Below are 7,751 nucleotides of genomic sequence, written 5' to 3'. Positions count from 1 at the left end.
CTGCGGGCCAACGAGCGGTGTGGGGGTGGAGGGGGTGGGGCGGGGGGGAGGCCCCCAGGTCAGCCGCTCACGCCGCGCAGGACCATCCCCACAGCCGCCTCCGTGATCTCGTCCGGGTTTTCCGCGGCGCCGAGTTCGATGCGGCGGACCGCGGCGTCTACGACGCCCTGGAGGAGCATGGCGGCGAGCCGGGGCTGTTCATGGCCGAGCGCGCCCAGGGCTTCGACGATCATGGCGATGAGTCCGCCGTGCGCGGCGCGGATCTTTTCGCGTGCGCCGGCATCCAGTTCGCCGGCCGAGATGGCGACGACGGCCCGGTGGCGCCGGTCGCCGACCAAGGCCAGCTGTCGGCGCACGTAAGCCTCGATCTTCTCCTCCGGCGTACCGACGCGCTCCATCGCCGCCTCGACCTCCGCGGCCCAGACCGGGAAGTCCACGGCGCACAGCTCTTCGACGACGGCCGCGCGAGAGCGGAAGTACTCGTACACGGAGGAGCGCGCGAGCCCCGTGCGCTCGGCGAGGGCGGGGAAGGTCAGCGCTTCCGTTCCGCCTTCGGACAGCAGGGTGCGGGCAGCGTCCAAGAGGGCGCCGCGCTGCATCGTCCGGTGCTCGGCCACAGAGGCCGCTCGAATCCTTGGCACATGCCCACTGTACGGATGGCTCGCGCGTCGCGGCACTGGGCCCGGCACCCCGGCACGGGGAGTTTCAACGTCCGACGTCGGCCAGTTTCGCCCGGAGCTGCAGTACGGACTTGGTGTGGATCTGGCTCACGCGGCTCTCGGTGACGCCGAGGACGTTGCCGATCTCGGCGAGCGTGAGCCCCTCGTAGTAGTAGAGGGTGACCACGGTCTTCTCGCGGTCGGGCAGGGTGTTGATGGCGCGGGCGAGCAGTCGTCGCAGCTCGCGGTCCTCGGCGATTTCGACGGGGTTCTCGGCGGCGGTGTCCTCCAGCGTGTCCATGAGGCTGAGCCGCTCACCGCCCTCGCCGCCGACGTGCAGGAGCTCTTCGAGCGCGACCACGTTGGCCAGGGACAGCTGGCTGAACACGCCGTGGAGTTCCTCCAGCGCGATGCCCATCTCGTCGGCGACCTCCGCCTCGGACGGGGTACGGCGCAGTTGCGCTTCGAGGGTGGCGTACGCCCGTTCCACGGCTCGGGCTTTCTGCCGTACGGACCGTGGAATCCAGTCCAGCGCGCGCAGCTCGTCGATCATGGCGCCGCGGATGCGGGTGATCGCGTAGGTCTCGAACTTGATGGAACGTTCGGGTTCGAACTTTTCGATGGCGTCGATCAGGCCGAACACTCCGGAGGAGACGAAATCGGCCTGTTCGACGTTGGGGGGCAGCCCGACGCTGACGCGGCCGGCGACGTACTTGACCAGCGGGGAGTAGTGCAGGATCAGCTGCTCCCGCAACCGCCCGTCGCCCGACGCCTTGTAGGCGTGCCACAGCTCGTCGAGCGAGGAGGGCGCGGCGGGGCGCACGCTGCCGCGCGCGGCGGGTGGTACAGCCGCGCGGTCAGACCCGGAGGTGTGCTGGGGCATTCGTCGCCTTGAGCCGTTCTGCCGAGACGCTGGATGGGTGGACGGTTGAGGGGTGAAGTGCCTGTGAGCGTAGCGTGACCGCGGCGTCGCGGTGCGCGAGGAAGTGGGGATCGGGCGTGCGCAGATACGTTCCGCTGCCCGCACCTCAGGGTTACCTCGTACGGCGTGGCAGCACCGCGACACGGCACCGGGCGCACATTCCCGAGGGGCCGGGCGGCGGGGCGCCATGGCGCGGCGGGCGGGATCCCGTGCGTCCGTTGCATCGCATCGCCGTCGCCCAACGGGCCGGCGCCGCACGTCGAAGCAAGGCAAACCTGGATTCTGCGGTCATTCCCCTCACCCTTTCACCCGTTCGCCCCAGGTCAAGGACCGCCTCGCCGGGAACCTTCGGGCGACTCGGCGCGTCTCACCAACTCCCAGTGGCCACCGCACTTTTGAACGAATCCGAGCGACTGCAGCTCGATGAGCTTGCTCTGCGCGACGTCGCGGGCGGTGCCCGATTCCCTGGCAAGTTGGTCGGCGCCCGCCCCGCCACGGGCAGGCAGGGCATCCAGTACGCGGGCCGCGACGGGGTCCAGGAGGTCGCGGGCGAGGGTCGGCCCGTGCCGTTGGGGGCCGAGGTCGCCGATACTACCGACGAGCTCGATGACCTCGTCTGCGTCGGTGACCAGCATCGCCTCGCCGCGCAGGAGTTGGTGTACGCCTGCGGACAGGCTGCTGGTAACGGGGCCGGGCATGCCCATGATGAACCGTCCCAGGGCCAGCGCTCGCCGAGCGGTGACCAGTGAGCCGCTGCGGAGTTCGGCTTCCACGACGACGGTGCCCCGGGTGAGCGCGGCGATGACGCGGTTGCGCTGGATGAATCGGCTGCGGGTGGGGTGGTCACCGGGCGGTAACTCTGCGACGAGCAGGCCCTGTTCAGCGATACGGCCGAGCAATTCCGTGTGTCCGCGCGGGTAGGCGTAGTCGACGCCGGACGCGAGTACGGCGAGGGTCGGGCCGTCGGCGGCCAGCGCGCCGCGGTGGGCTGCGGCATCGACGCCGTACGCGGCTCCGGAGGCGACGGTCCAGCCGCGTTCGGCGAGACCGGCGCCCAGGGTGGCGCCGAGGCGGGCGCCGTATTCGGTGCAGGCTCGGGCGCCGACGATGGCGACCGAGCGCAGCGCCCAGAACCGGAGGTTCGCCGCACCGCGCACCCACAGGCCGATGGGGCGGTGATCACCGAGGTCGTCCAGCTGGCCGGGCCATTCCTCGTCGCCGGGGATGAGGAACCGGCCGCCGAGCGCGGCGACGGCGGCCAGGTCCGCTGCGGGATCGGTACGCGCCGCGCGCAGCCTCAGACCCGCGATCTTGTCCGGCCGGGCGCCTTCGGGCGGATCGGCGTCGCCGGACAGCGCGCGCCACAGGGCCTGCGGGCCCATCTCGCGCAGCCAGCGACCGGCGGTCCCGTCACCCGGCTCGAGGATGCGGGTGAGCGCCGCGCGCGCCGTGCGGTGTTGCTCGTGCGGCTTGTCGTGAGCCGTCGGCTCGTCGGAGGCTGGGTCCTGTGTCGTGTCGGCTGCGCCGTGGGTGGCAAAGCCCCATGCGTCCGTACCGTTCATTACGCCCCCTGCTCGTCTGGAGGCCGCGTCGTCGCGCGGCCCTGGTTGTGATCCGAAATGGCCGCTCCTGCGGGCCGGGCGGGTGCGGACCGCGGGACCGCCGGCTTTCGTACGGGCGGGCGCGCCGCGCCGGCCACTCCCCCGGGGCCCCCGCCCCCGCCCCCCACCACCCCACGCCACCCCCGTATTCACCGCGGCTCGCCCATCAGCACCGTGGCGGCGGGTCCACGCGCACGTGACACCCATCCGGCCATGGCGTTCTCCATCCGCTCACGGCACATCACCAGGCCGCGTCACCACACCCATTCACGGCCGCATCACCAGGCCACGTCACCCCGCCTACTCACGTCGGCATCACCCGCTCACGGCATCCCGCCCCGCACTCGTGCCACCGCGCCCGCTCATCCCCCACTCATGCATCGCACCCGCTCACGCCGCTTCGCCGCCCGCCGCCGCACCCGCCCATCCGGCTTCACCGGTCACAGCCACCTGCTCATGCTGCGCCCCACCTCACCCCCACCCGCCACCGCCACCGCCACCGGCATCAGCACCAGCACCAGCACCAGCACCAGCACCAGCACCAGCACCAGCACCGACAACGTGGCGCGGGTGGGGGTGGGGGGCGGATGGCGGATGGCGGATGACGGGCTGGTTCAGGACATCGTCGATGCCGACTTCGACGCCGGTGCCGTTACCGGCATCGCGTTGCCGCGCCGTACACCGGTGCGCAGTTCCAGGGCCCAGTTGACGTCCTCCCTGGTGGGACGGTCGCGGCCGGAGAGGTCGGCGGACGTCCAGGCGACGCGCAGGACGCGGTCCAGGCCGCGGACCGTCAGAAGTCCGCATTCCAGGTCGCGTTCGGCCTGGGCGAGGGCTCCGGGGTCCACCTGCCAGCGGGTTCTCAGCTCGTGTCCGGGCACCTCGCTGTTGGTGTTCCAGGGGGTGCCGGCGAAGCGGGCGGCGGCGCGTTCGCGGGCGGCCCGGACGCGTTCGGCCACTTGCGCGCTGGATTCGGCGCCGCGGCCGAGTGCGACCAGCTCGTGGCGGGCGACCGGTTCCACGGCGATCCGCAGGTCCACGCGGTCCATCAGGGGCCCGGACAGCCTCGCTCGGTAGCGGCGGATCGAGGACGGGCGGCATTCGCAGCCGCCTGCGATGGTTCCGTGTCTGCCGCAGGGGCAAGGGTTTGCCGCGAGGGCCAGAAGGAAGCGGGCCGGCATGCGCATCATGCCGGCGGCTCGGGCGACCACCACATGGCCCGATTCCAAGGGCTGACGCAGCGCGTCCAGGACACGGGCATCGCACTCGGCCGCCTCGTCGACAAACAGCACGCCGTTGTGCGCGAGGGATACGGCCCCGGGGCGAGGCAGCCCGCTGCCGCCGCCGACGAGGGATGCCATGGTCGCGGAGTGGTGCGGGGCGCAGTAGGGCGGCCGGTCGACAAGTGGTTGTCCCGGTGGGAGGGTGCCGGCCACCGAGTGGACGGCGGTGACCTCCAGGGATTCCTTGGGGGACAGCGGCGGCAGCAGGCCGGGGAGGCGTTCGGCGAGCATGGTTTTGCCTGCTCCGGGCGGGCCTTTGAAGAAGATGTGGTGGCGTCCGGCGGCGGCTACTTCGAGGGCGCGCCGGGCGCTGTGCTGGCCTGCGACGTCCGAAAGGTCGAGTGGGCGGTCTCCGGGTGGCAGGCCGGCGCAGACTCCGGTGCCGGGTACGGCCAGGCCGGACAGGAAGGGGTCGGGGCGGCCTTCGGTGGGGGTGTCCTCGTCCTCGTCGGGCACCGGTTCGTCGGTGAGGACGGCGATGAGCTGGCGCAGGCTGCGGACGCCGAGGACGGAGATGCCGGGGACGAGCGAGGCCTCGGCGACGGTCCGTTCCGGTACGACGACCTGGCGGTATCCGGCGTCTGCGGCGGCCAGGACGGCGGGCAGTACGCCGCGCACGGGGCGGACGCGGCCGTCGAGTCCCAGTTCGCCGATCATCATCAGGTCGGTGAGTGCGCGGGGGTCGAGCCGCTCGGCGGCGCCGAGGACGGCGCAGGCGACGGCCAGGTCGAAGCCGCTGCCGCTCTTGGGGACGGATGCCGGGCTGAGGCCGACGGTGAGCTTCTTCTGTGGCCATTCGGCGCCGGAATTGACTACCGCCGCGCGCACCCGGTCCTTGGACTCGACCAGGCTTTTGTCGGGCAGTCCGACCAGGGTGAAGGCCGCGACGCCGGGTTCCAGGTCGGCCTGGACCTCGACGACGACGCCTTCGACGCCGACCAGGGCGACGGAGCAGGTACGGGCGAATCCCATCACGCCACCCCCCGTACGTGTTCGACCACCGGGGCACCGCGGGCCGGCAGCAGCACGCCGATGACGTCGATGCGTACGCCGCCGGGTGGCGGGCCGCCGTGCCGCTCCAGCCAGCGCTCGGCCAGCCGGCGCAGCCGCTCGGTCTTCCCGGTCCGTACGGCCGCCATGGGGTGTTCGTACGAGGCCGCGCGGCGGGTTTTGACCTCGCAGATGACCAGTGCGTCGCCGTCGGCCGCCACGATGTCGATCTCGCCGTCCCGGCAGCGCCAGTTGCGGTCCAGGATCCGCATCCCGGCTTCGATGAGCCGTCGGGCGGCCAGGTCTTCGCCGTAGCGTCCGAGCGCCCGCCGCGGGTCCGTCTTGGCGGTGGTGGCAGCCGTGGCGGCCACGGTGACCGTGGTGGCTGTCGGCGCCGCCGGGGTGGCCGATGTCGTCGCAGGGGTGGCTGTGCGGCGTCTTGCTGCCGTCCCGCTGCCCGGCCTTCGGCGCCGACTGCGCTTCGTGCCCTCGTCGGTCCGTGCTGTGTTCCCGGCCTCCCGGCCGGCCTGCGTGGCGTTCATTCGGCACCACCTCCGGCACCGACTGTGACGCCTCCGCACAGACCTATTGGATCTTGGTGGACAACGGGCCGGTTGTGGATATCCCCGTCACCCGCAGGGGTCCCGGCCCCCGTCGTCAGCCGTCCTCAGCTGCCCTCAGCTGCCCTCAGCTGCCCTCAGCTGCCGGGAAGATCCAGATCGCTCTTGTTGAGCTCCTCGATATTCACGTCCTTGAACGTGAGCACCCTCACCTGCTTGACGAAGCGGGCCGGGCGGTACATGTCCCAGACCCAGGCATCGGCCATCGAGACCTCGAAGAAGACCTCGCCCTGAACCGAGTGCACCTGCATTTCGTAGTCATTCGTGAGGTAGAAACGACGCTCGGTCTCGATCACATATTTGAACAGTCCGACGACGTCGCGGTACTCCCGGTAGAGCTTCAGCTCCATCTCGGTCTCGTACTTCTCGAGGTCCTCGGCGCTCATGGCAGATCCCCTTCAGCCGTGCGTCCCCCTATTGTGCGTCAGACCCTCTCGGTCTCCAGGAGCACCGGCGCACTCGGGGGCCCTTCGTCGAGCAGCGTGCGCAGCAGCTCGGCGAGTCTGGTCGGATACACCGTCTCATGCGACGCGGACAGTTCCTCCGCAGTCCACCACCTCACTTCCGAGACGCTGCGTCGCTCCAGGTCGGTCTGCCCGCCCATGTCGGTGGCAGTCCGGTCCGTACGTCCCAGGTAATACCACTCGTCCTGGTCCCAGCGCCGCCCGTCGAAGGGAAAGGAGCAGCGGCGTTTCCACAGGACGGGGCCGAGGGCGGCCTCGGTGATGCCGGTCTCCTCGGCGAGTTCGCGGCGGGCCGCCTCTTCGCGGGTCTCGGTGCCCTCCAGGCCGCCTCCGGGGGTGAACCACCAGGTCTCGTGGTGGTTGTCCGGTTCGAAGCCGTGCAGCAGCAGGATCCGGTCGTCGGGGTCGAGCAGTACGACGCGGGAGACCTTGCGCACCGTGGCGGGGGCGTCGGCGGCCGCTGCCGGGAGCTCAGTCATGGCTGCGGGCCTTGCGGGCCGAGCGCCGGGCGATGGGGCCGTAGGCACCGCCGCCGAGGATGAGGACGGCGCCGGCGATGACGGCGAGGGCGATGGGCCGGACCGGGCCGGGCTGTGAGGTGCCGCCGGGGAGCTCGGCGAAGGCGGTGGGGCGCTGCATCACGCCGATGCTGCCCAGCGGCCAGGCACGGGCGTCCACGCGGGCCTGGACGGCGCCGCGCGGTACGGAGCCGTGGTCGCCGTCCGTGAGGTGGACGCGGGAGTCGAGGGAGTCGTTGCGGTGGTCGCCGAGGAGGAAGAGCTGGCCGGCGGGAACCTTGGCCTTGAAGCCGATGGGTGAGGCGGGTCCGTTGCCGTGCAGATACGGTTCGTCGACGGGCTTTCCGTTGATGGTGAGCTTGCCCTTGGTGCAGCAGGTGACCTTGTCGCCGCCGACGCCGACGACGCGCTTGACCATCGGCAGCTCGCCCCAGGCCGCGTCCTTGAAGACGACGATGTCGCCGCGGCGTATCTCGGAGCCGTCGACCTTCTCGGCCACGACCCGGGCCCCGACGGCGATCGTCGGCGACATCGAATCGGTCGGCACCGTATAGGGGCGGTAGATCAGTGCCGCCCATACGAAGCCGCCCAGGAACAGCACACAGCCGACGGCCACGGCCAGACCGGACAGCACACTGCCCGTGGTCCGGCCGCGGCCGTCGGTCCTGCGTTCCGTACTGCTGCTCATCCCAGT

8 protein-coding genes are annotated in these 7,751 nt (G+C 71.4%); all 8 read right to left on the bottom strand.

Annotated features, from left to right (window positions below; translation table 11 throughout):
- Nucleotides 1-59: 59 nt before the first annotated feature.
- On the bottom strand, nt 60-617 hold the full coding sequence (locus ACZ4S3_RS25400; protein WP_467937891.1) for a TetR/AcrR family transcriptional regulator: 558 nt from the start codon (nt 615-617) through the stop codon (nt 60-62).
- Between the two features lie 88 nt (nt 618-705).
- Nucleotides 706-1,542, bottom strand: coding sequence for an RNA polymerase sigma factor WhiG (gene whiG / locus ACZ4S3_RS25395; protein WP_467937889.1), 837 nt, complete (start codon nt 1,540-1,542; stop codon nt 706-708).
- 362 nt (nt 1,543-1,904) lie between these two features.
- Nucleotides 1,905-3,143, bottom strand: a complete 1,239-nt coding sequence (gene dprA, locus ACZ4S3_RS25390; protein WP_467937887.1) for a DNA-processing protein DprA — start codon at nt 3,141-3,143, stop codon at nt 1,905-1,907.
- Nucleotides 3,144-3,796: 653 nt separating this feature from the next.
- Nucleotides 3,797-5,437, bottom strand: coding sequence for a YifB family Mg chelatase-like AAA ATPase (locus tag ACZ4S3_RS25385; RefSeq protein WP_467937885.1), 1,641 nt, complete (start codon nt 5,435-5,437; stop codon nt 3,797-3,799).
- Nucleotides 5,437-5,826 carry a YraN family protein gene (locus ACZ4S3_RS25380; protein ID WP_467938071.1) on the bottom strand — a complete coding sequence of 130 codons (390 nt, stop codon included), beginning with the start codon at nt 5,824-5,826 and terminating at the stop codon, nt 5,437-5,439. Before ACZ4S3_RS25380 ends, ACZ4S3_RS25385 begins: the two co-directional genes overlap by 1 nt.
- A gap of 326 nt (nt 5,827-6,152) precedes the next feature.
- Complete coding sequence (locus ACZ4S3_RS25375; protein ID WP_003980220.1) at nt 6,153-6,461, bottom strand: DUF2469 domain-containing protein; 309 nt, start codon at nt 6,459-6,461, stop codon at nt 6,153-6,155.
- A 38-nt stretch (nt 6,462-6,499) separates the two neighbouring features.
- Nucleotides 6,500-7,018, bottom strand: coding sequence for an NUDIX hydrolase (locus tag ACZ4S3_RS25370; RefSeq protein WP_467937883.1), 519 nt, complete (start codon nt 7,016-7,018; stop codon nt 6,500-6,502).
- Nucleotides 7,011-7,745: a signal peptidase I gene (gene lepB, locus ACZ4S3_RS25365; protein ID WP_467937881.1), complete on the bottom strand. Its 735-nt coding sequence runs from the start codon at nt 7,743-7,745 to the stop codon at nt 7,011-7,013. The genes ACZ4S3_RS25370 and lepB overlap by 8 nt, the downstream gene beginning before the upstream one ends.
- Nucleotides 7,746-7,751: the final 6 nt, after the last annotated feature.

It is taken from the genome of Streptomyces sp. NPDC028368 (genome assembly GCF_055565615.1).
Note: the sequence above shows the minus strand (reverse complement) of the source record. Positions and strands in the feature narration are given on the sequence as shown.